General features: G+C 40.1%; 19 protein-coding genes, 10 tRNA genes and 3 rRNA genes. 5 read left to right on the forward strand and 27 right to left on the reverse strand.

What is annotated here, in order from left to right:
- Positions 1 to 53: 53 nt before the first annotated feature.
- Positions 54 to 1139, reverse strand: coding sequence for a citrate/2-methylcitrate synthase (locus tag ACEPXD_RS18660; RefSeq protein ID WP_391118397.1), 1086 nt, complete (start codon positions 1137 to 1139; stop codon positions 54 to 56).
- Between the two features lie 105 nt (positions 1140 to 1244).
- Here ACEPXD_RS18660 and ACEPXD_RS18665 point away from each other — a divergent pair, with 105 nt between their 5' ends.
- Both ACEPXD_RS18665 and ACEPXD_RS18670 read left to right on the forward strand, forming a co-directional pair.
- Complete coding sequence (locus ACEPXD_RS18665; protein WP_391118399.1) at positions 1245 to 2126, forward strand: LysR family transcriptional regulator; 882 nt, start codon at positions 1245 to 1247, stop codon at positions 2124 to 2126.
- A gap of 28 nt (positions 2127 to 2154) precedes the next feature.
- A complete protein-coding gene (locus tag ACEPXD_RS18670) occupies positions 2155 to 2700 on the forward strand; it encodes a histidine phosphatase family protein (protein WP_391118401.1) in 546 nt (181 codons plus the stop codon).
- Between the two features lie 64 nt (positions 2701 to 2764).
- Here ACEPXD_RS18670 and ACEPXD_RS18675 read toward each other — a convergent pair.
- The 13 genes from ACEPXD_RS18675 to ACEPXD_RS18735 form a co-directional block, all read right to left on the reverse strand.
- Positions 2765 to 2837, reverse strand: a tRNA-Ala gene (locus tag ACEPXD_RS18675).
- Positions 2838 to 2864: 27 nt separating this feature from the next.
- Positions 2865 to 2939: transfer RNA gene (locus ACEPXD_RS18680), tRNA-Gln, on the reverse strand.
- Positions 2940 to 2945: 6 nt separating this feature from the next.
- Positions 2946 to 3029: transfer RNA gene (locus ACEPXD_RS18685), tRNA-Tyr, on the reverse strand.
- Positions 3030 to 3038: 9 nt separating this feature from the next.
- Positions 3039 to 3114: transfer RNA gene (locus ACEPXD_RS18690), tRNA-Thr, on the reverse strand.
- An 8-nt stretch (positions 3115 to 3122) separates the two neighbouring features.
- Positions 3123 to 3198, reverse strand: a tRNA-Phe gene (locus tag ACEPXD_RS18695).
- 134 nt (positions 3199 to 3332) lie between these two features.
- Positions 3333 to 3408, reverse strand: a tRNA-Asp gene (locus ACEPXD_RS18700).
- A 3-nt stretch (positions 3409 to 3411) separates the two neighbouring features.
- A tRNA-Met gene (locus tag ACEPXD_RS18705) sits at positions 3412 to 3486 on the reverse strand.
- A 39-nt stretch (positions 3487 to 3525) separates the two neighbouring features.
- Positions 3526 to 3601, reverse strand: a tRNA-Val gene (locus ACEPXD_RS18710).
- A 124-nt stretch (positions 3602 to 3725) separates the two neighbouring features.
- Positions 3726 to 3798: transfer RNA gene (locus ACEPXD_RS18715), tRNA-Thr, on the reverse strand.
- 13 nt (positions 3799 to 3811) lie between these two features.
- Positions 3812 to 3886, reverse strand: a tRNA-Asn gene (locus tag ACEPXD_RS18720).
- A gap of 653 nt (positions 3887 to 4539) precedes the next feature.
- Positions 4540 to 4655: ribosomal RNA gene (rrf, locus tag ACEPXD_RS18725) — 5S ribosomal RNA — on the reverse strand.
- Positions 4656 to 4841: 186 nt separating this feature from the next.
- Positions 4842 to 7769: ribosomal RNA gene (locus ACEPXD_RS18730) — 23S ribosomal RNA — on the reverse strand.
- 231 nt (positions 7770 to 8000) lie between these two features.
- Positions 8001 to 9554, reverse strand: a 16S ribosomal RNA gene (locus ACEPXD_RS18735).
- Together the 16S, 23S and 5S rRNA genes form the textbook arrangement of a ribosomal RNA operon.
- Before the next feature lie 255 nt (positions 9555 to 9809).
- Between ACEPXD_RS18735 and ACEPXD_RS18740 the strand changes: the two genes are divergently transcribed.
- Positions 9810 to 10475, forward strand: coding sequence for a hypothetical protein (locus ACEPXD_RS18740; RefSeq protein WP_391118403.1), 666 nt, complete (start codon positions 9810 to 9812; stop codon positions 10473 to 10475).
- 50 nt (positions 10476 to 10525) lie between these two features.
- Here the strand turns inward: ACEPXD_RS18740 and ACEPXD_RS18745 are convergent, their stop codons facing one another.
- Positions 10526 to 11206: a KinB-signaling pathway activation protein gene (locus ACEPXD_RS18745; RefSeq protein ID WP_391118405.1), complete on the reverse strand. Its 681-nt coding sequence runs from the start codon at positions 11204 to 11206 to the stop codon at positions 10526 to 10528.
- A 135-nt stretch (positions 11207 to 11341) separates the two neighbouring features.
- Between ACEPXD_RS18745 and gerD the strand changes: the two genes are divergently transcribed.
- Positions 11342 to 11947: a spore germination lipoprotein GerD gene (gene gerD / locus ACEPXD_RS18750; protein ID WP_391118407.1), complete on the forward strand. Its 606-nt coding sequence runs from the start codon at positions 11342 to 11344 to the stop codon at positions 11945 to 11947.
- A gap of 31 nt (positions 11948 to 11978) precedes the next feature.
- Here the strand turns inward: gerD and ACEPXD_RS18755 are convergent, their stop codons facing one another.
- The 4 genes from ACEPXD_RS18755 to ACEPXD_RS18770 all read right to left on the reverse strand — a co-directional run bounded on the left by ACEPXD_RS18755 (position 11979) and on the right by ACEPXD_RS18770 (position 15796).
- A complete protein-coding gene (locus ACEPXD_RS18755; RefSeq protein ID WP_391118409.1) occupies positions 11979 to 13031 on the reverse strand; it encodes a P-loop NTPase in 1053 nt (350 codons plus the stop codon).
- 78 nt (positions 13032 to 13109) lie between these two features.
- On the reverse strand, positions 13110 to 13823 hold the full coding sequence (locus ACEPXD_RS18760) for an N-acetylmuramoyl-L-alanine amidase (RefSeq protein WP_391123387.1): 714 nt from the start codon (positions 13821 to 13823) through the stop codon (positions 13110 to 13112).
- Between the two features lie 76 nt (positions 13824 to 13899).
- Positions 13900 to 14610 carry a GNAT family N-acetyltransferase gene (locus ACEPXD_RS18765; RefSeq protein ID WP_391118411.1) on the reverse strand — a complete coding sequence of 237 codons (711 nt, stop codon included), beginning with the start codon at positions 14608 to 14610 and terminating at the stop codon, positions 13900 to 13902.
- A 1-nt stretch (position 14611) separates the two neighbouring features.
- Positions 14612 to 15796, reverse strand: coding sequence for an MFS transporter (locus tag ACEPXD_RS18770; protein ID WP_391118413.1), 1185 nt, complete (start codon positions 15794 to 15796; stop codon positions 14612 to 14614).
- Positions 15797 to 16328: 532 nt separating this feature from the next.
- Between ACEPXD_RS18770 and ACEPXD_RS18775 the strand changes: the two genes are divergently transcribed.
- The gene (locus ACEPXD_RS18775) at positions 16329 to 17819 is read left to right on the forward strand and encodes an amino acid permease (RefSeq protein WP_391118415.1); all 1491 of its coding nucleotides are present in this window, start codon (positions 16329 to 16331) and stop codon (positions 17817 to 17819) included.
- 109 nt (positions 17820 to 17928) lie between these two features.
- On the opposite strand, the gene rpsI is transcribed toward ACEPXD_RS18775, so the two are convergent.
- From rpsI to ACEPXD_RS18815, 8 genes are all read right to left on the reverse strand, one after another.
- Positions 17929 to 18321: a 30S ribosomal protein S9 gene (rpsI, locus tag ACEPXD_RS18780; RefSeq protein WP_151701707.1), complete on the reverse strand. Its 393-nt coding sequence runs from the start codon at positions 18319 to 18321 to the stop codon at positions 17929 to 17931.
- 22 nt (positions 18322 to 18343) lie between these two features.
- On the reverse strand, positions 18344 to 18781 hold the full coding sequence (rplM, locus tag ACEPXD_RS18785) for a 50S ribosomal protein L13 (RefSeq protein WP_151701708.1): 438 nt from the start codon (positions 18779 to 18781) through the stop codon (positions 18344 to 18346).
- Positions 18782 to 18949: 168 nt separating this feature from the next.
- A complete protein-coding gene (gene truA / locus ACEPXD_RS18790; RefSeq protein ID WP_391118417.1) occupies positions 18950 to 19699 on the reverse strand; it encodes a tRNA pseudouridine(38-40) synthase TruA in 750 nt (249 codons plus the stop codon).
- Between the two features lie 14 nt (positions 19700 to 19713).
- On the reverse strand, positions 19714 to 20511 hold the full coding sequence (locus ACEPXD_RS18795) for an energy-coupling factor transporter transmembrane component T family protein (RefSeq protein ID WP_391118419.1): 798 nt from the start codon (positions 20509 to 20511) through the stop codon (positions 19714 to 19716).
- Positions 20511 to 21380: an energy-coupling factor ABC transporter ATP-binding protein gene (locus tag ACEPXD_RS18800; protein WP_391118421.1), complete on the reverse strand. Its 870-nt coding sequence runs from the start codon at positions 21378 to 21380 to the stop codon at positions 20511 to 20513. The genes ACEPXD_RS18795 and ACEPXD_RS18800 overlap by 1 nt, the downstream gene beginning before the upstream one ends.
- Positions 21356 to 22204, reverse strand: a complete 849-nt coding sequence (locus ACEPXD_RS18805) for an energy-coupling factor ABC transporter ATP-binding protein (RefSeq protein ID WP_391118423.1) — start codon at positions 22202 to 22204, stop codon at positions 21356 to 21358. The genes ACEPXD_RS18800 and ACEPXD_RS18805 overlap by 25 nt, the downstream gene beginning before the upstream one ends.
- Before the next feature lie 343 nt (positions 22205 to 22547).
- Positions 22548 to 22928, reverse strand: a complete 381-nt coding sequence (gene rplQ, locus ACEPXD_RS18810; RefSeq protein WP_391118425.1) for a 50S ribosomal protein L17 — start codon at positions 22926 to 22928, stop codon at positions 22548 to 22550.
- Positions 22929 to 22981: 53 nt separating this feature from the next.
- Complete coding sequence (locus tag ACEPXD_RS18815; protein ID WP_391118427.1) at positions 22982 to 23926, reverse strand: DNA-directed RNA polymerase subunit alpha; 945 nt, start codon at positions 23924 to 23926, stop codon at positions 22982 to 22984.
- Positions 23927 to 24055 lie beyond the last annotated feature (129 nt).

Below are 24055 nucleotides of genomic sequence, written 5' to 3' on the forward strand. Positions count from 1 at the left end.
CACTTTTTTCTATAATCATAATAGAAACATATAGGTGTTGAAAAGCATTATTTTTAACAATTTTCCCCTACATAAAGTGACTGAGGACGGAATATTGCTTGATCATCCACTTGTTCTATCACATGGGCACTCCAACCCACGATTCGTGCTACACTAAACGTTGGTGTAAATAAAGCAGCTGGCATATCGATTGAGCGCATTATTGCAGCAGCGTAAAACTCCACATTTGTATAAAGTTTTCTACCAGGTTTATACTTTTCTAAAAGCACAGTTATTTCTTTTTCAGCCTTTGTTGCCAAATCCAGCCAAGGATCCGAGCCTTGTAAACTTAAACAAGCTTCTCTTAATAAAATCGATCTAGGATCCTCCGTTTTATATATACGATGACCGAATCCCATAATTTTTTCTCCATTTTGAAGCTTTTCTTCTATGACTGGTCGAATTCTATATTCCTCTTTTATTTCTTCTAACAAATTTAACACTTCCGAAGGTGCGCCACCATGTAATGGCCCTTTCATCGTTCCGATCGCAGAAGTTATAGCAGCTGGTAAGTCCGATTCTGTGGATACGGTAACTCTCGCCGCAAACGTAGAAGCGTTTAATCCATGCTCCATTGTCAGTTTTAAATACGTTTCCAATGCTTCTATTTGTGTAGAAGTCGGTATAGTTCCATTCAACATCCACAAATAGTTTTCTGTATGCGAGAAGTTATCGTTCGCTTCTATTATTGGTAGCCCTAGTTGTTTTCTATAGTGCCTTGATACAACGACTGGAAGCGCACCAGTTAATGTGATAGCCTGCTCCATCATTTGCAATTGCAAAAAATCAGTAGTAGCAAATGCCGAAACCGCGGTTCTCATTGTGTCCATAATAGAGATTGTCTCAGGGAGTGCATCTATTATACTTTGAACATGTAAAGGGAGGTTCCTTCCTTCTTTTAGCATTTTATTAAACTGTTGAAGCTCCACTTCTGTTGGTAACTTGTCATTCAATAAAAAATACGCTACTTGTTCGAACGAATAATTCAGTACTAATTCCTTCACATGGGTACCACGATATCTAAGTACACCATTTTCACCATCCACTAAACCGATTTTTGTATGCACTGCAACAACACCTTTTAATCCTTTTTGAAACATATATATTCCCCTCTCTTTTCTTTAGTATAGAAAAGATATATAATTATGAAAATTAAATATTGTATATAAAGTTGATTAATATTTTTAATTAAAAGGAGAATTTTATTGGAATATCAATGGTTGAAAACCTTTATTATCGCAGCTGAAACTAGTAATTTTAGAAAAGCCTCTGAAAAATTATTAATTTCACAGCCAGGTGTTACTGTCCATATAAAATTATTAGAGGAGTATCTAGGGGTTTCTCTATTTGAACGAACTAATAAGCGAGTGCACTTAACCGAAGCAGGTAAAATGTTTTATACAGAAGCTACTCAACTGATTAAAGGTTTCGAAGTTAGTGTAAATCGACTACATGCTTTTACTGAGGGGTATACACGGAAGTGGAATATTGCGATTTCTCCTTTGATGGCCGAAACCATATTACCTTATATTTTGCGTTCCTTCATGAACAATCATCCAGATTTAGAAGTATCCATACGAGTGGCAGAATCTAGTTCCATTGAAGATTTAGTGTTTAGTGGAGAAGTTAATATTGGCATTTCAGCTTTAGAAGCAACAAGAACAAGCATTCAGTCCATTGAGCTTTATAAAGATCCACTTCTATTTATCGTTCCAACTGATGCGTATGATGATGAATCAGGTCCTGTTTTAGATGCAGAGGAATATTTAAAAGACTATTACTTACTCACTCATCATCATCCAGTCGTTTGGGATGCTCTTCTTCTACAACTCCGCAAGAAAGTGATTAATATGAGAACGATGAAAGTAACGCAAGCCTATATAGTAAAACGTTTCATCCAAGAAGGTCTAGGTACTTCATTTCTCCCTCAATCCATCGTGAAAAGGGAACTTATAGAAGGGCGTGTAATGAGTATCCCTTTTGATTTATTTCCTCTTCCTGAAGTAAAGACGTATCTATTACTAAAAACATTGGGGGATTTAGAGAAAGAATTTATAAATAAGATCTCCCAATACTATTTTGGTTAACTAGTCATGAAATTGAAGAGGTGAGCATATGAAAAAAAAGATATATCTGATTAGACATTGCCAGGCGGAGGGACAGGAAGCGGAGGCACCCCTTACCGAGAAAGGTTATATCCAAGCTATTCAGCTTGCTGAATTCTTAAGTAACATGAAAATCGACCGGATTATTTCTAGTCCCTTTTTACGAGCACTCGAATCTATTGAACCTTTTACAAAAAACAAAAGTTTAGATGTTCAATTAGATCATCGATTAGCAGAACGCTTACTAAGTTCCATATCCATGCCAGATTGGCTTGAGAAATTGAACGCGACGTTTAACGATTTGGAGTTAAAGCTAGAAGGTGGAGAGTCGAGTAGGGAAGCACAGGCACGAATATTAGCAGTAATAGACCAGGTCATATCAAGTGACTTAGAAAATATAATAATCGTAACACACGGAAATATCATGTCTTTACTATTGAAGTATTACGATCATCATTTTGGCTTTGAGCAATGGAAAGATTTAAGCAATCCAGATGTTTTTTTATTGACGTTTTCAAATAACAATTGTTCTATAGAACATGTTTGGCAAAAATAATCTACAATGAAAAAAGGGTATTCCAGTTGAATTGGAATACCCTTTTTTTCATTATATATATTTATGGAGCCTAGCGGGATCGAACCGCTGACCTCCTGCGTGCAAGGCAGGCGCTCTCCCAGCTGAGCTAAGGCCCCTTAATAAGTTTTTTTAAGTAACAGTTATGGCTGGGGTACCTGGATTCGAACCAGGGCATGACGGAATCAAAATCCGTTGCCTTACCGCTTGGCTATACCCCAATAAAATGGTGGAGGGGGGCGGATTCGAACCGCCGAACCCTAAGGAACGGATTTACAGTCCGTCGTGTTTAGCCACTTCACTACCCCTCCACATTTCAGTGGTGCCGAAGAAAGGACTTGAACCCTCAACCTACTGATTACAAGTCAGTTGCTCTACCAGTTGAGCTACTTCGGCGAAAAAAATGGTGGCTCAGGACGGAATCGAACCGCCGACACAAGGATTTTCAGTCCTTTGCTCTACCGACTGAGCTACTGAGCCTCTTCGATTTACGCTAAGCGTCGCATCTCTTCGTCAGCTGCACTCGTTCAATCAGTCACGTACTTGAGTACGCTCCTTCTTTCACTCGATTGCTTCCTCGACCTGCTTGCTTATCCTAAATCTCATAAAATAAATGGCGGTCCCGACCGGGATCGAACCGGCGATCTCCTGCGTGACAGGCAGGCATGTTAACCGCTACACCACGGGACCATTTGGTTGCGGGGACAGGATTTGAACCTGCGACCTTCGGGTTATGAGCCCGACGAGCTACCACTGCTCCACCCCGCGACAATATTATAATTACTAATTAAGTGTTTTAAAAATAAATGGTGGAGGATGACGGGCTCGAACCGCCGACCCTCTGCTTGTAAGGCAGATGCTCTCCCAGCTGAGCTAATCCTCCTGGGTTATAAAATCACGATCAATGGTGCATTTCTGCATCAAAACCGGACAATAATAATAATAACATATTTGTCCTACTAAGACAAGTAGTTTTATATTTTTTTATTATTTCTACTTAATGTGTAAGCTTCCAACCGGATTTGAACCGGTGACCTCTTCCTTACCATGGAAGCACTCTACCTACTGAGCTATGGAAGCAAGGACAAAAAAATGGCTCCGAAGGTAGGACTCGAACCTACGACCAATCGGTTAACAGCCGATTGCTCTACCACTGAGCTACTTCGGAACAATATGTTTAATTGAAGTACAAATATAATTATAGCAATCCTTCTTCAAATTTCAAGTCTATTTTAAAATCTTCTTAACAAACTTATAGATTATTTTCTAACTTTTGATTTATTAAGTACTTTCCATTTACTAGTGATCCGTGAAAACCAAATAATCTCCTAATTGATAGTGCTAATACATCTAATTGGTCCCGATTTTCTCTTAAGAAAAAGTAAAAAATGAATAGAAATTTATTTAGTAGTTGTCCATTTAATAGCTTAGTAGGATAGGAGCAATTCTCTTAATTAAGGGTTATTTTCATGAGAAGGGCGGCAATTTGTCCCATAAAGGAGCCCTATTTCAAAAAAAGTTTTGAATTATTATTCATAAACAGTTAGAAAACGGCAGAACGAGACCAATTGTGCTCTACTCGAGACTAGTTCACGCAAACCCGAGACCATTTTACCTAGAAGCGATACTAATCACCACAACCCCGAAACTAAATCTCACAATAAGGAGTTAAGTCTATGTGAGATAGTTCATTTGTTCAATATTTCCGCCAGTTCATATTCATAATAGAATTCTTGGTTTTTACACAGGATCGATTCTCCTAAAATTATTTTACACACAAAAAAAGTTGTTACCAATTATTCGGTAACAACTTTTTATAGTGCCCAGCGACGTCCTACTCTTGCAGGGGGAAACCCCCAACTACCATCGGCGCTGAAGAGCTTAACTTCCGTGTTCGGTATGGGAACGGGTGTGACCTCTTCGCCATCATCACTAGACTTGTTCGGCTTTCAATACACTGCGCATTGCGTTGTCAACTTCATTCGATCAGTCAGTCACGTACTTGAGTACGCTCCTTCTTTCTCTCAATCGTTTCCTAGCACTGCTTGCGTCTCGAAACCCTCTAAATAGAGTGCTTGTTCACTCAAAACTGGATAAAAGACATTGAAATGTGCAAATTCTATTTGGTTAAGTCCTCGATCGATTAGTATTCGTCAGCTGCACATGTCGCCACGCTTCCACCCCGAACCTATCTACCTCATCGTCTTTGAGGGATCTTACTTACTTGCGTAATGGGAAATCTCATCTTGAGGGGGGCTTCGTGCTTAGATGCTTTCAGCACTTATCCCGTCCACACATAGCTACCCAGCGATGCTCTTGGCAGAACAACTGGTACACCAGCGGTGTGTCCATCCCGGTCCTCTCGTACTAAGGACAGCTCCTCTCAAATTTCCTACGCCCACGACGGATAGGGACCGAACTGTCTCACGACGTTCTGAACCCAGCTCGCGTACCGCTTTAATGGGCGAACAGCCCAACCCTTGGGACCGACTACAGCCCCAGGATGCGATGAGCCGACATCGAGGTGCCAAACCTCCCCGTCGATGTGGACTCTTGGGGGAGATAAGCCTGTTATCCCCGGGGTAGCTTTTATCCGTTGAGCGATGGCCCTTCCATGCGGAACCACCGGATCACTAAGCCCGTCTTTCGACCCTGCTCGACTTGTAGGTCTCGCAGTCAAGCTCCCTTCTGCCTTTACACTCTTCGAATGATTTCCAACCATTCTGAGGGAACCTTTGGGCGCCTCCGTTACACTTTAGGAGGCGACCGCCCCAGTCAAACTACCCGCCTGACACTGTCTCCTACCCGGGTTACGGGTATGGGTTAGAATTTCAATACAACCAGGGCAGTATCCCACCGACGCCTCCTCCGAAGCTGGCGCTCCGGGCTCTAAGGCTCCTGCCTATCCTGTACAAGTTGCACCAAAATTCAATATCAAGCTATAGTAAAGCTCCACGGGGTCTTTCCGTCCTGTCGCGGGTAACCTGCATCTTCACAGGTACTATAATTTCACCGAGTCTCTCGTTGAGACAGTGCCCAGATCGTTACGCCTTTCGTGCGGGTCGGAACTTACCCGACAAGGAATTTCGCTACCTTAGGACCGTTATAGTTACGGCCGCCGTTTACTGGGGCTTCAATTCGCACCTTCGCTTGCGCTAAGCACTCCTCTTAACCTTCCAGCACCGGGCAGGCGTCAGCCCCTATACTTCACCTTACGGTTTTGCAGAGACCTGTGTTTTTGCTAAACAGTCGCCTGGGCCTATTCACTGCGGCTCTTCTAGGCTATACACCCAAAAGAGCACCCCTTCTCCCGAAGTTACGGGGTCATTTTGCCGAGTTCCTTAACGAGAGTTCTCTCGCTCACCTTAGGATTCTCTCCTCGACTACCTGTGTCGGTTTGCGGTACGGGCACCTATCACCTCGCTAGAGGCTTTTCTTGGCAGTGTGAAATCAGGAACTTCGGACTAAGTCCTCGCCATCACAGCTCAATGTTACAGAGTGCGGATTTGCCTACACTCACACCTCACTGCTTGGACATGCATAACCAACAGCATGCTTACCCTATCCTTCTGCGTCCCCCCATTGCTCAAACGGTGGTTTGGTGGTACAGGAATATCAACCTGTTGTCCATCGTCTACGCCTATCGGCCTCGACTTAGGTCCCGACTAACCCTGAGCGGACGAGCCTTCCTCAGGAAACCTTAGTCATACGGTGGATGGGATTCTCACCCATCTTTCGCTACTCATACCGGCATTCTCACTTCTAAGCGCTCCACCAGTCCTTCCGGTCTGACTTCAACGCCCTTAGAACGCTCTCCTACCACTGATACCATAGGTATCAATCCACAGCTTCGGTGATTTGTTTAGCCCCGATACATTTTCGGCGCAGCGTCACTCGACCAGTGAGCTATTACGCACTCTTTAAATGATGGCTGCTTCTAAGCCAACATCCTGGTTGTCTAAGCAACGCCACATCCTTTTCCACTTAACAAATACTTTGGGACCTTAGCTGGTGGTCTGGGCTGTTTCCCTCTTGACTACGGATCTTATCACTCGCAGTCTGACTCCCAAACATAAATCATTGGCATTCGGAGTTTGTCTGAATTCGGTAACCCGGGATGGGCCCCTAGTCCAAACAGTGCTCTACCTCCAAGATTCTAACGTTTGAGGCTAGCCCTAAAGCTATTTCGGAGAGAACCAGCTATCTCCAGGTTCGATTGGAATTTCTCCGCTACCCACACCTCATCCCCGCACTTTTCAACGTGCGTGGGTTCGGACCTCCAGTAAGTGTTACCTTACCTTCATCCTGGACATGGGTAGATCACCTGGTTTCGGGTCTACGACCACATACTCATTCGCCCTATTCAGACTCGCTTTCGCTGCGGCTCCGTCTTCTCAACTTAACCTTGCATGTAATCGTAACTCGCCGGTTCATTCTACAAAAGGCACGCCATCACCCATTAACGGGCTCTGACTACTTGTAGGCACGCGGTTTCAGGATCTATTTCACTCCCCTTCCGGGGTGCTTTTCACCTTTCCCTCACGGTACTGGTTCACTATCGGTCACTAGGTAGTATTTAGCCTTGGGAGATGGTCCTCCCAGATTCCGACGGAATTTCACGTGTTCCGCCGTACTCAGGATACACTCAAGAGAGAATGAACTTTTGACTACGGGGCTTTTACCCTATCCTGCGGACCTTTCCAGATCGCTTCGTCTAGCTCATTCCTTTGTAACTCTATGTAGAGTGTCCTACAACCCCAAGAGGCAAGCCTCTTGGTTTGGGCTATTCCCGTTTCGCTCGCCGCTACTCAGGGAATCGATTTTTCTTTCTCTTCCTCCAGGTACTTAGATGTTTCAGTTCCCTGGGTGTGCCACAGATACGCTATGTATTCACGTAAATGTACTGCTCCATTACGAACAGTGGGTTTCCCCATTCGGAAATCTCCGGATCAAAGCTCACTTACAGCTCCCCGAAGCATATCGGTGTTAGTGCCGTCCTTCTTCGGCTCCTAGTGCCAAGGCATTCACCGCGCGCCCTTATTAACTTAACCTAATTTGGTCCTCCGTGGAAACACGGACTTCCTATAGTAGTTAAAAATACTACGCAAAATATAATCACAAAAATGATTACAAATTGAATTTCTTGAATTTGTTTCTTTCAATGTCTTTTTATCCAGTTTTCAAAGAACAAGTTTTCAAATGCTCATAAAAATGAACATTCAAAACTGAACTGCAAAACGTTAAGATACAGATAAAAATCTGTATTCCGATATTATCCTTAGAAAGGAGGTGATCCAGCCGCACCTTCCGATACGGCTACCTTGTTACGACTTCACCCCAATCATCTGTCCCACCTTCGGCGGCTGGCTCCCGTAAGGGTTACCCCACCGACTTCGGGTGTTACAAACTCTCGTGGTGTGACGGGCGGTGTGTACAAGGCCCGGGAACGTATTCACCGTGGCATGCTGATCCACGATTACTAGCGATTCCGGCTTCATGTAGGCGAGTTGCAGCCTACAATCCGAACTGAGAACGGTTTTATGGGATTAGCTCACCCTCGCGGGGTTGCGACCCTCTGTACCGTCCATTGTAGCACGTGTGTAGCCCAGGTCATAAGGGGCATGATGATTTGACGTCATCCCCACCTTCCTCCGGTTTATCACCGGCAGTCACCTTAGAGTGCCCAACTAAATGCTGGCAACTAAGATCAAGGGTTGCGCTCGTTGCGGGACTTAACCCAACATCTCACGACACGAGCTGACGACAACCATGCACCACCTGTCACCGCTGTCCCCGAAGGGAAAGATCTATCTCTAGAACGGTCAGCGGGATGTCAAGACCTGGTAAGGTTCTTCGCGTTGCTTCGAATTAAACCACATGCTCCACCGCTTGTGCGGGCCCCCGTCAATTCCTTTGAGTTTCAGTCTTGCGACCGTACTCCCCAGGCGGAGTGCTTAATGCGTTAGCTGCAGCACTAAGGGGCGGAAACCCCCTAACACTTAGCACTCATCGTTTACGGCGTGGACTACCAGGGTATCTAATCCTGTTTGCTCCCCACGCTTTCGCGCCTCAGCGTCAGTTACAGACCAGAAAGCCGCCTTCGCCACTGGTGTTCCTCCAAATCTCTACGCATTTCACCGCTACACTTGGAATTCCGCTTTCCTCTTCTGTACTCAAGTCCCCCAGTTTCCAATGACCTTCCACGGTTGAGCCGTGGGATTTCACATCAGACTTAAAGGACCGCCTGCGCGCGCTTTACGCCCAATAATTCCGGACAACGCTTGCCACCTACGTATTACCGCGGCTGCTGGCACGTAGTTAGCCGTGGCTTTCTAATGAGGTACCGTCAAGGTACGAGCAGTTACTCTCGTACTTGTTCTTCCCTCACAACAGAGTTTTACGATCCGAAAACCTTCTTCACTCACGCGGCATTGCTCCATCAGACTTTCGTCCATTGTGGAAGATTCCCTACTGCTGCCTCCCGTAGGAGTCTGGGCCGTGTCTCAGTCCCAGTGTGGCCGATCACCCTCTCAGGTCGGCTACGCATCGTCGCCTTGGTGAGCCGTTACCTCACCAACTAGCTAATGCGCCGCGGGCCCATCCTGTAGTGACAGCCGAAACCGTCTTTTAACATCTCCCCATGTGAGGAAATGGATTATTTGGTATTAGCCCCGGTTTCCCGGAGTTATCCCAATCTACAGGGCAGGTTGCCCACGTGTTACTCACCCGTCCGCCGCTAAATCAGAAGAAGCAAGCTTCTTCGTCATTCGCTCGACTTGCATGTATTAGGCATGCCGCCAGCGTTCGTCCTGAGCCAGGATCAAACTCTCCATAATAGAGAACTTAAAAAGCTCATTTTGTTTTGCTGGCATCATCATTAAATGATGTCCAAATTGTTTTGCTATCGAACTAACCGAAGTTAGTCTTTCCAGCTGTATGTCTTAACGTTTTGCATGTTCAGTTTTCAATGTTCATGTTGTTTATTTTGTCGTCTTGTTTCAGCGACCTTTGTATCTTAACATCTTTTAAACATGAATGTCAACACTAAATCATAAAATTGATTAGAATGACTGGAAAGGTGAGAGTTTACAATGAAATCACGGCATTTAGTAATCGTAACAATGTTAGTTTTTGTGAGTCTTTTTTTTATTATCCCAAATAAGTATTCTTCTATGCTTCCTGTTTTTCAATTAGTTGAAAAGCCTACTGTTGTTTCCAAAGGATCACACGGGAAAACGATAACCATCGATTTAACTTTCGGTAAAGAGGAAATGGAAGTTTTCTTAAAAGGCTTGGAGGCACCTTATCCGCATTTTTTCATTAGCAATGATTGGATAGATCGTTCTCCTGCTCTTATTCAAATCATGAAGGAGAAAAGTATCCCGATTAGTCTATTAGGGCAAGAAGGTGCAAAATATATAGAAGATCCTTCTTTATTCAAAAAGGAAATTGATCAATTTGAACAAACGATCGGAGAAGTTCCTCTCTGGTTTCGAACAAAGGACTATGAGTTTCCTGTAGAACTACAAAAAACCGCTTGGAAATATGAAGTAAATTTGTTGAGTTCAAGTAAATACTGGATAGAAGGAAGTCAAAAAATCAAGCTTGAAAATGGCGATATTCTTAGCATCCCACTCCACCAAGAGGAAAGAATGGATATAAAACAACTAATTCAATTACTTAAATCTGATTCTTTTCTTTCTATTGAACAAAATATTTTCGGTTTAACGACTAAAAGTAAAACAATACCCGAATAGCGATGGCGCACAAAAAAACTGCTCGACATTTAGTCAGAGCAGTTTTTTTGTTATTTCGCTTTTAAAGCGATCGCTTCTTTTCTTGCTTTTCTACGCGCTTCTAATTTTTTTCTATCTTCGTCTGATTTTGCATTATATTTCGGTAAAGCTAATAATTGGTATGCATTAACTGATAGAAGTGGTACCAAAACAATTAATAACCATACATCCGCATCGCTTGATTGCACTTTAAGTGCTGCCACCCATTCTAGTGTTGTTATTGCAATCATAAAGAAAAGAGCAGAGATCAATATTTGTTTCTTTGTTTTATTCGCCTTAATAATAGCTACAATTACTGAACCACCTATTAAAATACCCAGCGTTACTACTCGTAGCCACATGTGGCTTGACGTCCCTTCGGTAGCTTTAAATCGAAAGAAAATTAAGTCAAAGATGACAAATGTAATGATGAGTAGTTGCACCCAATTCCATAAAGTAAGGCTTTTGAAAATATTTACGCCCATTTGATGGATTGTTAAATAAGCAAAAAATCCCATTTGAGCAATAACACTTATGATAAGTCCAAAGCCAACTAAAACGATAAATGCTGCGACTACCGCTCCCCATTGTCCTGCTTCATAGTATGTCGCAAAGTTTTTATCCCATAATATTATTGACCCTAATACACCTGTGATTAGTCCACCTATCCACATTGCGTTTAGAAAAAATATAAACCAATTTCGAATTGTCACTGTAAAAAGTCCTCCATATTCTACTAAGTCCTTTATAGATTGTAACAACCATTATCAAAAAAATCTATTTGTTACTTACTTCTATACATATTTACGTAAAAAATGTGAATAATAATCGAAAGGATGGTGACTAATTTGAAGTATCTTGCTCTCATTTTATTAACTATTAGCTTAATGGCTGGGTGTAGCAGTTCCCCTTCCTCGACTCCTTCTTACGATGAGATGAAAAAAATCGTGATTGATGCCTTGCAAACAGAGGATGGGAAAAAATCAGTGCGAAAGCTTTTAGATGACCCTGAATTTAAAGCATTATTAGTTATTGATAGTGAACAAGTAAAAAAATCTGTTGAGCAAACAATGTTATCCAAAGAAGCAGAGGACTTTTGGAAAGAGGTTTATCAAGACCCTAAATTTTCAGAAACAATGGCAAAAAGTATGATGAAGCAGCAAGAAGAGTTAATGAAAGCGCTAATAAAAGATCCAGATTACTTAAAGGATTTAGAAAGCTTTTTCGCTTCTGCCGACATGAAGAAAGAGTTAGGAAAAATTCTACAGTCCGCTGATTTACGTAAAGAAATGGAAAAGGTCGTAGAAGAAACGATTCAAAGTCCTTTATTGCAAACGAAGTGGCAAAAATTAGTGGAAGAGGCGGGATCTGGGTCTCAACAAAAAGGTGGGGGAGGCGGTTCTTCAGGAGGTTCAGGTTCATCAAAAGAAGGGCAAGGGGAATCCAAAAAATAAGGCCGGTCCTGTTTAGGAAACGGCCTTTTTCTTATGCTTTTTCGATTACCTCGCGTGCGATGTCTAAATAAATTTTGCCTGTTTCATGCGTTTCAGCGTAAACAGACGGAGCAAAGTCGATATCGTTCCAATCTGGTTGCCCAAGAGGAATTTGACCAAGTAATTCTGTACGAAGCTCTTCCGCAAGTTTTGGTCCCCCACCTTTACCAAAAATATATTCACGTTCACCTGTAGATTTTGCTTCATACCATGACATATTTTCAATTACTCCTAATATTTCATGATCTGTTTGTAGAGCCATTGCACCAGCTCTAGCAGCAACAAAAGCAGCTGTAGGATGTGGTGTTGTGACAACAATTTCTTTAGATGCAGGTAGCATTTGATGAATGTCTAAGGCAATGTCACCAGTACCGGGTGGTAGATCTAATAGTAAAAAGTCTAACTCTCCCCATTCTACATCTTTAAAGAATTGATCTAATACTTTTCCAAGCATCGGTCCACGCCATACAACCGGCGTATTGTTTTCCACAAAGAATCCCATAGAAATGACCTTTACTCCTTTTCTTTCTACCGGAATAATACGATCTTCTTTAATCTGGGGAACATCTTTTACACCCATCATATCCGGTACGCTAAATCCGTAAATGTCTGCGTCTACTAAACCAACTTTTTTCCCTAAACGCGCAAGTGCTACCGCTAAATTTACGGATACAGTAGATTTCCCAACTCCACCTTTACCTGATGCAATGGAGATAACCTTAACTTTACTGTTTGGAGAAAGAATACTTTCACTATCACTTGTTTTTGCCTGACCCCGGAATTGTTCTAATACTTCTTTTGGAAGCTCCTCGAAGCGAATACCAACAGTAACTGCTCCTGCATTTTTCAACACTTCCACAACTTTTCCTTGTAGTTGCATTTGCTCGCCAGAATTAATTTTGGCAATTGCAAGTTTCACACTAACATGGTTTTTTTCTTCCTTTATGGACACTTCCGAAATTCCGTTTGTTTCTTCTAAAGTTCTATGTAAAAATGGATCGTTTAATTCTCCAAGTAATGCTCGAACTTGTTGTTCATTAATCATTTGTAGACACTCCCCTTAAAGTTAACTATTCGCATTATAGTATACCATATACGAGTGTCTACAAACCCTCACATGCACTTAGTAAATATTGTCCTCTACAAAACGACGTACACCTTTTGTAATTGCTTCCACCATTTGCTTTTGATACTTCTCCGATTTTAATAATTCCCGTTCTTCATTATTACTTAAAAATCCAGTTTCGACTAATACAGCCGGAGCCTTTGCTTTTTTCAATATATATACTTGTTTTATAGCAAGTGCTTCTCTTTCTGTATTTCCTATATTTTCACGAATAGCTGCTTGAATGGATTTCGCTAACAGTTCCCCACCCTCATGACCTTCCGCATGATAAAAAACTTGCGCACCCCTCCATCTCTCTTCCGGAACAGCATTCACATGCAGACTTAGTACAATATCCGCCTCGGAATTATTCATAATTTCTTCCCTTAGAAGTAAATCGGCCCGCTTTCGTGCACGTGTCGTTGGATAATCTCCATTTGGATCATGCTCAGCAATCGCATCTCCTTCTTTGCGACGAGTCATCACAACAGTTGCTCCTTTAGCCTTTAACTCTTTCTCTAGCTTCAGCGACATGGATAGGGTGATATCTCGCTCTATCGTTTCTCCATGACTTGCCCCGCCGTCTATTCCTCCATGTCCAGGGTCAATTACAATTTTGACTCCACTTAATGGTTCTGGCATGAAAAAACTTAAATCACTAGCTTTCGTTCCATAAAATACAGCAAGCAAAGATATCAAAAACAATACGAAGATAATCAGCCATTTTTTCAGATCCATCGCTCCTTTTTCACTCATTATACGTATGAGGGACAAAGAGTATGTTAGCTTTCTAGAACAACTTCGTTAATCATTTGTCTATCCGATATATCCCTTTCTTATCCCTTAATTCGCAACCATTTTTCTCGAAAATTTTTATCATATGCCTATTACTTTCATCTGTACTTCCGACATAATAATTAGCATTCATTTTTTTCATTAATTTTAAGGTAATTTTGTGAATCTCTACACCTAGGCCCTTCCCTCTCCATTTGGGAACAATTCCAAAGTAAAACATTCGTCCTTCATCTATCGTTCCCATCTCGATATGCGGAATACTTATCCCTATTAATTCATGATCTTTTAAGAAGTAAATGCAGTTGTTTCTCCAGTCGTCGCCTAATTCATTGCTAATAGAAGCCATCACTTGTTCTATTGGCTGCGGTATATTTTTATTTGCAGTTCCTGAACGACATAATTCGTATGTACGAGCAAACTCAGAATCCGTCATTGATCCTTCCGATAGAGCATGAAAAGTTAGATTGTTTTCGTGGTATTCTTCTTCCCCTAACTCTTTTATATATTCATGAATAACCGAGAGTTTTCTGAATCCATTAACTAGTAGCCATCCTTCAAATTTTTCTTCCATTAGTAAGGATAAATATTCAATATTACTCTCTTTGTATTCGCTTAATAGTTTAGTCAACTCTGCATAATATGCTGTATCGGTTTTGTCTTTTATCTTTATTTGATCCACCAACCAATAAGCTTGTTGATTTTTAATAATGTTAAATAATTTCATTCTAACCCCTCATTCTCATTTTATTGCTTAAATAAAAGGATGGTATAGCCAATACAGTTACCAAACTGATGATTATGAAGACAATTGCACCTCCACTAAAACTATCCAACAGTAAGCCTCCCATACTTGGTCCAGCAATTCTCCCTACAGATTTCACTCCAGACAAAGCAAAATAGGTACCTTTTTCATGTTCCCCGCACATGCCATCAAGGTGAATATCAATCATGGTGAATACTAATACTTCTCCCGCTGTAAAAATAATCATCGCTAAAATTAGCATAACAATATGCTCAGTCTGTCCAAATAAAAACAAACCAACAGTTAATAACCCACTACCTATCATCAAGGAGGTAGTTGTGCTAATAATTTCTCCTAACTTATAAACAAAATATTGAATAACGATTACGGTAATTGCATTTGTTGTAATCAACCATGCAAAATACTGTAATGCTTGCTTATGATTAAATATGATCCCTAAATATTGACTAAACGTCGAATCAAACTGACTGTAACCGAAACTGATGAAAATTAATGCCAATATAAAGATGCTAAATGCATAATCCTTTTTGAATACATAAAAAGAATGAAAGATGGATTGCTTCTCTAAATTTTTTGCCACTTGTTCCATTGGATACTTTTTGAAAATAAATGCAAACGTAATAATATTAATGAAAAAAATAAAACCAACAACAAAAAACAAATTCTTCATACCAAATTGTTGAAAATACACCGATGTAAGTGGAGCAATGGCAGCAGAAATGTTAATCAAAAAGTATCGGATGTTGAATATAAATCGTCGATTGACTGGTTCCGTATACAAACTTAATAATACTCGGTATGTAGGTTCTACAATCGCTTGACTCATTCCTAGAATCGCAGCAAAAACAACGAATCCTGTATATTGATCGATAAAAGGAAAATAAATATAACACCCTAAATAACCAAACAATCCAGTGATAATAACTTTGTTCTTAGGAAACTTGTCGATATAAGGCCCCACAAAGAAACTCATGATTAAATTAGATAAAGCTAATGTAGATATAATCGTACCAATTTGAACTCCGGTATATTGAAATTCGTCTAGTAAAAATAGCGTCAGATAAGGCAACACTAAAAATGTGCCAAATCGCGCAATAAAAATACTAGCAAGAATCGTAGACGTCACCATGTTAAATTTGCTTTTCATAAAATACCTCTTTTTCTTAAAATTCATATTCCTTACGTATATTAGAACAACTTTCTGGCTTGAACAAATATTTAATTAATATACACCTCAAAAATTATGGAAACAATCCGTTTTTCAAAACAATATTACAGAGTTATTACAGGAGCCAGGCACCTGTAATAACTCTGTAATATATACTATAGATATAAATGTTCTATAAATTGCGTAATATCACCAAATTAATAACAAACTAATTACTTAATAGCAGATAAGTAATAAATAATAATCAAAATATTAACTTTCAATAATAATAATTTAGCAAAATGATTGACTTTATCTTTTCAAGAAACTAACATGTAAATTGCAGAAATTTTAAATGATCAAATTTTAATAGAATTATCTCTATTCAATCGAGTTGTTGATAGGGATTCACCGGGGAACACAACGGCTATAATCCTCTTAAAATTTAAAACCTTCTTAATTTTTTTGCAGAAGTAACTGTACACGAAAAAGAAAGCGCTTCATTTACACAAAGGGAAAGGATCGATGACGGATGGTACCAAAAAAAGACAATAACCTCTCACAGCACGCCCCCCAACTAGAAGAGCAGACATTAAAACGGGGCTTGAAAGCTCGTCATTTAGCGATGATCTCTATTGGAGGGTCTATTGGTACAGGACTGTTTCTAAGCAGTGGTGCAGCGATTCACACAGCTGGCCCAGGTGGTGCTTTACTAGCATTCGCTTTGGTTGGTGCAATGGTCTATTTTGTAATGACGAGTTTAGGAGAAATGGCAGCCTTTATGCCGACAAGTGGTTCATTTAGTACGTATGGTACGAAATTTGTGGATCCAGCATTCGGTTTCGCCCTAGGATGGACCTACTGGTTTAACTGGGCAATGACTATTGCTGCAGAGTTATCCGCTTCCACGATGATTATGAAATTTTGGTTTCCAAACAGTTCATCATGGGTATGGAGTGCGTCATTCTTAATACTTATTTTCCTTTTGAATTATTTATCCGTTAAAGGATATGGAGAAGGGGAATATTGGCTTTCTTTAATTAAAGTTAGTGCGATTGTCATTTTCATCGTTGTTGGAGTACTTATGATTTTCGGCATCATGGGAGGAGAAGCAGTAGGTTTTAAAAACTTTACAGTCGATGATGCTCCTTTTTCAGGTGGTCTATTAGGTGTTTTTGTTGTATTTATCGCAGCAGGATTCTCTTTCCAAGGTACAGAAATTGTAGGGGTAGCTGCTGGTGAAAGTGAAGATCCAGCCAAAAATATACCCATCGCTATTAAAAGTGTTTTCTGGAGAATCCTCTTATTTTATATATTCGCGATTTTTGTGATAGCGCTTCTAGTTCCTTATACTGATCCAAGTTTACAAAGTGAAAATGTCATGGTTAGCCCATTCACCCTTATATTCGAAAAGGCCGGGATTGCCTTTGCTGCTTCCCTTATGAACGCGGTTATTTTAACGGCTGTATTATCAGCTGGAAACTCTAGTCTATATGCATCTACTCGTATGTTATATTCCATGGCGAGAGAAGGACAAGCACCTCAAATTTTTGCAAAACTAAATAAACGTGGTGTTCCCGTTGCTGGTATGGTTTTAACATGTGCAGTCGGTACACTTGCCTTTTTAGCATCATTCTTCGGCGATGGTAAAGTATATATCTGGTTAATGAATGCTATCGGTATTACAGGATTTATCTTTTGGCTAGGTATTTCTATTAGTCACTATCGCTTTCGAAAAGCATTTATGGCTCAAGGTCATTCATTGGATTTACTACCGTATAAAGCCAAGTGGTTTCCAATTGGGACAATTTTTGCGATTGCTTGTGGGTTAATCGTTATTTTGGCACAGAACTTCCAGGCTTTCCTTGCAGATAAAGTAGATTGGGGCAGCGTGATAGCAGCATATTTAGGTGTCCCACTTTTCCTTTGTTTGTGGTTTGGATATAAAATTGCGAAGAAAACGAAATTTGTTAAACCAAAAGACGTAGAATTTGAATTTGATTATGAAAAAAAACTTAAATAAACTATTGAAAGAACGGACAACATCCTATGCATGTTGTCCGTTTTTTTGTACTTGTTTAGTCAAAAAAAGCCCCCAACCAAATTGGTTGAGAGCCTTTGAAAATTTGAAATTAACGTTTTGAGAACTGAGGTGCACGACGAGCGCCTTTAAGTCCTGGTTTCTTACGTTCTTTCATACGTGGGTCACGTGTTAAGAATCCTGCAGATTTCAATGCTGGACGGAAATCAGGATCTACTGTAAGTAGTGCACGTGCAATACCATGACGGATTGCTCCTGCTTGACCTGTGAATCCACCACCATTAACGTTTACGTGTACATCGTAGCTACCTAGAGTTTGAGTAGTTACTAATGGTTGTTTAATAATTTCACGTAAAGTTTCGAATGGTACGTAATCTTCTACGTCACGTTTGTTGATAACAATTTTGCCTTCGCCCGGTACTAAACGTACGCGTGCTACTGAACTTTTACGGCGACCAGTGCCGATATATTGAACTTGTGCCAAGTGTATGTCCTCCTCTTAATAATTATCCGCGAAGCTCGTATGCTTCTGGTTTTTGTGCTGCATGTGGATGTTCTGCTCCAACATAAACGTTAAGTTTTGTGAACATTTGACGTCCTAAAGAGTTTTTAGGAAGCATCCCTTTAACTGCTAATTCAAGCATTTTAGTTGGGTATTTAGTACGCATTTCTAAAGCTGTACGTTGTTTAAGTCCACCAGAGAATTGAGTGTGACGATAGTAAATCTTGTCATTTAACTTGTTCCCAGTTAAATGAATTTTTTCAGCGTTGATGATGATCACATGATCACCTGTGTCAACGTTTGGTGTAAATGTTGGTTTGTTTTTACCACGTAAAATAGCTGCAACTTCAGAAGCAAGACGACCAAGAGTTTGGCCTTCAGCGTCTACTACTAACCATTTACGTTCTACTTCGTGACCTTTAGCCATGAATGTTGTACGCATGTATTTTGTCCTCCTAATTCAATCATAATCGATCTAAAATTTTCTATATCCTCATACCAATAAGTTTCGGGGCTTATATTGTGGGGTTAATGAAAATGCCATACATCATCATACCCCGGATATGTCATTTAGTCAAGCATTTTACGAAAAACACCTGGAAAGGTTGCTTCACGGTTTATACTCTACCTTTTCTAAGTATAAACCGTGTGCTGGAGCGGTTTTCCCAGCCATCGAACGATCACATGATTCTAGAATTCCACGCAACTCGTCCACACTTTTTTGCCCAATTGCAATTTCCCATAAAGTTCCCGCAATAATTCTCACCATATTATATAAAAATCCATTCCCACTAATAACCATATGCACCTGGTTTGACTCTTTTTTCAATTCAAATTTGACCAAATGAACGGTCCGAACGAAATCTTTCACACTTGTGTTTGAAGCACAAAAACTGGAGAAATCATGCGTACCTAGTAAATATGCTGATGCTTCTTTCATTAATTCTACATTTGGTTTATATCGATCTACATGAACGGAATAATTCCGGTCAAATGGACTTTGCACTTCATTTAACGACCAAATATATCGATATGTTTTCCCTGTTGCATCGTACCTTGCATGAAAATCATTACGTATTTGCTCTACCGATAAAATACGTATATCTCCTGGAAGTTGTACATTTAAAGCTGTTCTCCAATTATCCATTGGTATTGTAAGTGGACTATCAAAATGGATAACTTGTCCTGTTGCATGGACACCTGCATCCGTTCTTCCACTACCTATTACCTTCACTATATCGCCTTTGTGCATGATGCATAAAACGCGTTCCAATTCCTGTTGTACAGTTCGTTTTTCTGGCTGAACTTGATAACCCGAAAAACCACTTCCATCATAACTGATGATTGCTTTTAATCTCATTACCGCACCTCGTTTTATTGCCTAAAGTATACAAGTATTCCTGCGAACACAACGAGAGAAAAGATTATTATGGTATCCCTAGTTGCCCATTCTAACTTGCGATACCTTGTTCTACCTTCTCCACCTTTGTATCCTCTAACTTCCATCGCTGTAGCCAAGTCCTCTGCACGCTTAAAGGCACTCACAAATAAAGGAATGAGTAGTGGAACAATGGCACGCATTCTTTCTTTCATATTGCCTGTTGTCATATCAGACCCTCTTGCCATTTGTGCTTTCATAATTTTATCCGTTTCATCCATTAAAGTCGGGATGAATCTTAACGAGATAGACATCATTAGCGCTAATTCATGCACAGGGAGCTTCCATTTCTTCAATGGGCCTAATAGTGTCTCCAAGGCATCTGTAATTGAAATAGGGGTCGTAGTGAGCGTTAGAATAGACGTTAAAATAACAAGTACGAAAAATCGGATGGCAATAAATATCCCCTGTCTCAATCCCTCTTGATAAATCGTTATAAACTTCCAATGAAAAATAATGTCGCCTTCACGCGTAAATATTAAATGTAACAAAAAAGTAAAAATGATTAATATAACAACCGGCTTCAATCCGTTTATTAAAAAATATAGTCTAATCCTGGACATACGAATTATTAAAAAAGTAAATACGAGTAAAATACCATATGTAATCCAGTTATTTGCAATAAAAACGATAGCAATAAATAAAAATACAAAAATCATTTTAGCTCGTGCATCTAGTCGATGAATAAATGAATCACCAGGAATATATCGACCAAATATCATTTTTTCAAGCATTATACTTCACGCTCCTTCTTAATCAGTTGCGCAAGTTCTTCTGCTAATGACTCCTCAGTTAAACAAATAAAAGGAAAGTTTTTTCCAATCATTTGCTCCATCTTTTTTTGAAATTTAACACTTTGTGGTAATTCTAATCGATAATTCATTAGACGCTCTTCATTTCTAAAAATCGCTTGAGGTGTATCTTCTAAGACACATTTACCATTATGCATAATGGCAATACGATCGGCGTATCTCGCAGCATCTTCCATACTATGCGTTACTAAAACGGTAGTTAAACCCTTCTCTTTATGAAGTTTATAAAACAAATCCATTATTTCTTTTCGCCCTCTTGGGTCAAGACCAGCAGTAGGCTCATCTAACACTAAAACTTCAGGATTCATCGCAAGCACGCCTGCTATAGCTACTCGTCTCATTTGTCCCCCCGATAAGTCAAAGGGTGACTTTTCCATTACTTCGTCAGGAAGGCCAAGCAGTTTTACTAATTCAATCGCACGACGTTTGGCCTCTTCTTCTGATACACCAAAGTTCATAGGACCAAACATAATATCTTTCAAAACGGTTTCATCAAACAATTGATGTTCTGGAAACTGAAAAACAATTCCTACCTTTTGCCTTACTTTTCTTAGTTGCTTATTTTTCTTGTCGGCTTTTACTTCTACATCTCCAATTTGAATTGAACCTTCCGAAGGTTTCAATAAAGCATTTAAATGTTGTAAAATGGTCGATTTACCCGAACCGGTATGCCCAATAATCGCTTGATAGCTACTGGACGGGATATGTAAATCTACATCATATAAAGCCCGTTTTTCAAATGGAGTATTTTTAGCATAAGCATAACTTACTTGTTGAAGTGTGATGTCCATAAATCATTCACCAACTCTTCTTCTGACATATGATCCGCTACTAGTGATATTCCTTGTAAACGCAATAAACGGGATATATTCATCGCAAAAGGCAAATCTAAACCTAAGTCTACTAATTCCTGCCCTTTTTGAAATATCTCTTCCGGCGTACCTTCCGCATACTTTTCCCCTTGATTCATCATAATTATTCGATCTGCTAGTAGCGCTTCTTCTAAATCATGTGTTATAGAAATAACAGTTAAGTCCGTCTCCTCTTTAAGCTGACGAACAGTTGCAAGTACCTCTTCTCTTCCTTGGGGATCTAGCATAGACGTAGCTTCATCAAGTAATAAAATCTTCGGTTGTAACGCTATGGCTCCTGCAATTGCCACACGCTGTTTTTGCCCACCCGATAAATGATGGGGCTCGCTATTCATAAACTCGCTCATCTTCACTTTTACTAAAGACGCTTCTACTCGTTCCACCATTTCCTCAAAGGGGATTCCGTTGTTTTCCAAGGCAAATGCGACATCATCTTGAACTGTGGCTCCTACAAACTGGTTGTCCGGATTTTGAAACACCATTCCCATCTGAGAACGAGTTTCCCACAGATTATGTTCATTCAACTCTTCCCCAAAAATACGTACATTTCCCGTCTGAGGAAATAGAAGACCATTCATTAAGCGCGCAAGTGTCGACTTGCCTGACCCATTATGTCCAACAATAGCGACCCATTCACCAGCTTGAATGGAATAGGAAACGTTATTCACCGCTGGACGCACATTTTTGTCTTCTATTGCATATGTAAAAGTTACATCTTGTAAAGTAATAATTTTGGTGCTCATCCTTTACCTCCTCTAGCTCTTCTCTGCTTGGCTAAGCTCATGTTATTATTTTACGATAAAATAAAAAAGCGCGCACCTCATTTTGAGAAATGCGCTCTTCTATAACGATTTCAAGACTGGCTGCTCAAGACCAATCATGAAAATGAGGTGCGTAGAGCTAGACGAGTCGCTACTACTAAAAGTACGCTCATCATAACACTCAGCTTTTATATTGTCGTATAAATCTAATTAAATATGTTAGAAAAAAGAAGAGGGTGGTAGAAACACCAATGACCCTCTTCAACTTTAAATGTAAATCAAATTCATTTTGACGAATTTGCATGCAAACGCCTGCTGAATTAAATTAAACTAACTCAATTACTACAACTGGTGCTCCGTCTCCACGACGAGGTCCAACTTTCATAATACGAGTATAACCGCCTTGACGTTCTGTATAGCGTGGTGCTACATCATCAAACAATTTTTGTAATGCAAAGATTGTTGATTCATTACCTTCTTCATCAGTAGATGTTACTACTTCACGACGAATGTAAGCAGCAGCTTGACGACGTGCATGTAAATCTCCACGTTTGCCTAAAGTGATCATTTTTTCAACAACAGAACGTAATTCTTTCGCACGTGCTTCAGTAGTTTGAATACGCTCATGAATGATTAGGTCAGTTGTTAAGTCACGTAACATCGCTTTACGTTGAGAACTTGTACGTCCAAGTTTTCTGTAACCCATGGATGTTTCCCTCCTTTGGTGAATAGTTCAAATCTAGCTATATCAAAATTTGCTTAGTCTTCTTTTCGTAATCCTAAGCCAAGCTCATCTAACTTCGCTCTAACTTCTTCTAGTGATTTACGTCCAAGGTTTCTTACTTTCATCATATCGTCTTCTGATTTGCTAGCAAGCTCAAGTACTGTATTAATACCAGCGCGTTTTAAGCAATTATAAGAACGAACAGAAAGATCAAGTTCTTCGATAGTCATCTCTAATACTTTTTCTTTTTGGTCTTCTTCTTTTTCGACCATGATTTCAGCAGTTTGTGCCTCGTCTGTCATCCCTACAAAAATATTCAAGTGCTCCATTAGAATTTTCGCTCCAAGCGAAATCGCCTCTTTCGGACCGGTGCTGCCATCTGTCCACACATCAAGAGTTAATTTATCGTAGTTTGCTGATTGGCCAACACGAGTATTTTCCACTTGAAAATTAACGCGTGAAACTGGAGTATAAATAGAGTCGATCGGGATTACGCCGATAGGAAGATCCTCACGTTTGTTTTGAACAGCAGGAGTGTAGCCACGGCCCCGACCTGCGTACATACGCATACGGAAATGACCATTTTTGCCGATTGTAGCAATATAGAGTTCTGGATTTAAAATCTCAACGTCACTGTCATGTGTAATGTCAGCAGCTGTAACCATTCCCTCGCCTTTTACATCAATCTCAATGACTTTTTCTTCATCAGAGTAGATTTTTAAAGCTAGCTTCTTCACATTCATAATAATAGATGCAACATCTTCCACAACGCCTTCAATAGTTGAAAACTCATGTAAAACGCCATCGATTTGAATAGAAGTAATTGCAGCTCCCGGTAAAGAAGACAGAAGGATACGACGTAAAGAATTACCCAAAGTATTTCCATAGCCACGTTCTAGCGGTTCTACAACAAACTTACCAAACTTGGTATTTTCGCTGATTTCTACACTTTCAATCTTTGGTTTTTCAATTTCGATCATTCCAATTTAGCCTCCCTCAAAACATCGAATGTATAGGTTCTTTCCATCATGAATTCGATCGTTTAACTGATTGCTGTCTACACAACCTCAGTCTGTACAATAAATGATGTTCTCAAACAATTGAGTTTC

The sequence above is a fragment of the Psychrobacillus sp. L3 genome (assembly GCF_042945595.1).
Classification (GTDB): domain Bacteria; phylum Bacillota; class Bacilli; order Bacillales_A; family Planococcaceae; genus Psychrobacillus.

Coding starts and splice junctions, on each gene's coding strand:
- truA (WP_391118417.1), bottom strand. CDS start 19,699: ATGAGATTAAAAGCAATCATCAGTTATGATGGAAGTGGTTTTTCGGGT.
- ACEPXD_RS18815 (WP_391118427.1), bottom strand. CDS start 23,926: ATGATCGAAATTGAAAAACCAAAGATTGAAAGTGTAGAAATCAGCGAA.
- ACEPXD_RS18670 (WP_391118401.1), top strand. CDS start 2,155: ATGAAAAAAAAGATATATCTGATTAGACATTGCCAGGCGGAGGGACAG.
- rplM (WP_151701708.1), bottom strand. CDS start 18,781: ATGCGTACAACATTCATGGCTAAAGGTCACGAAGTAGAACGTAAATGG.
- ACEPXD_RS18775 (WP_391118415.1), top strand. CDS start 16,329: ATGGTACCAAAAAAAGACAATAACCTCTCACAGCACGCCCCCCAACTA.
- ACEPXD_RS18770 (WP_391118413.1), bottom strand. CDS start 15,796: ATGAAAAGCAAATTTAACATGGTGACGTCTACGATTCTTGCTAGTATT.
- ACEPXD_RS18805 (WP_391118423.1), bottom strand. CDS start 22,204: ATGAGCACCAAAATTATTACTTTACAAGATGTAACTTTTACATATGCA.
- ACEPXD_RS18740 (WP_391118403.1), top strand. CDS start 9,810: ATGAAATCACGGCATTTAGTAATCGTAACAATGTTAGTTTTTGTGAGT.
- ACEPXD_RS18765 (WP_391118411.1), bottom strand. CDS start 14,610: ATGAAATTATTTAACATTATTAAAAATCAACAAGCTTATTGGTTGGTG.
- ACEPXD_RS18660 (WP_391118397.1), bottom strand. CDS start 1,139: ATGTTTCAAAAAGGATTAAAAGGTGTTGTTGCAGTGCATACAAAAATC.
- ACEPXD_RS18755 (WP_391118409.1), bottom strand. CDS start 13,031: ATGATTAATGAACAACAAGTTCGAGCATTACTTGGAGAATTAAACGAT.
- rplQ (WP_391118425.1), bottom strand. CDS start 22,928: ATGGGTTACAGAAAACTTGGACGTACAAGTTCTCAACGTAAAGCGATG.
- ACEPXD_RS18795 (WP_391118419.1), bottom strand. CDS start 20,511: ATGCTTGAAAAAATGATATTTGGTCGATATATTCCTGGTGATTCATTT.
- ACEPXD_RS18800 (WP_391118421.1), bottom strand. CDS start 21,380: ATGGACATCACACTTCAACAAGTAAGTTATGCTTATGCTAAAAATACT.